This is a genomic window from Pseudoalteromonas ostreae (assembly GCF_018069805.1).
GTDB lineage: Bacteria > Pseudomonadota > Gammaproteobacteria > Enterobacterales > Alteromonadaceae > Pseudoalteromonas > Pseudoalteromonas ostreae.
This window is the reverse complement of sequence record NZ_JAGPYN010000074.1, coordinates 1-579: the sequence shown is the minus strand read 5'-3', so window position 1 is coordinate 579 and position 579 is coordinate 1. Positions and strand designations below refer to the sequence as shown.

Genomic DNA, 579 nt, shown 5'->3' with positions numbered 1-579 from the left:
TCGATTTGTCGGGCTTTGACGCGTGGTATAACAACGACAAAACAGGCGCGGCGGCGTATCCGCCGTCAGTGATGTTAAAGATTATTTGCTCGGCTATGCACATGGTTTTATCAGTAGCCGTCGGATTGCGAAGGCGTGTGAGACTAATATTTTATTTATGAGTGTGTCGGGTGATATCCAGCCGCATTACACATCAATCGCGGGTTTCGTGGCCAAAATGCATGAACAGATTGAGCCACTATTTACGCAAGTATTGATGATATGCGACGAAGAAGGCTTGATAGGGCGTAACATGTTTGCCATTGATGGCTGTAAGTTAAAGTCGAATGCGAGCAAAGAATGGAGCGGCACATTCGATGAGTTAGGGCGTAAAAAAGCAAAACTAGAACGCGCGAGTAAACGTATTATCGAACGCTACCAATCGCAAGATGGGCTGGGCGAGGAGTTAATAACACAGGATTTAAAACAAAAAGAAAAGTTGGATAAAAGTGCAGATAAAATCACCGAGTTCTTAGCGACCCACGAAGAGAAAACAGGCAGCAAAGGCAAGCCCATTAAAAGTAATATTACCGACCCTGA

At 44.7% G+C, this 579-nt stretch carries 1 pseudogene; it reads left to right on the top strand.

The window, feature by feature from the left end:
• Positions 1–579: pseudogene (locus tag J7338_RS21170) on the top strand (transposase); the annotation flags it as partial.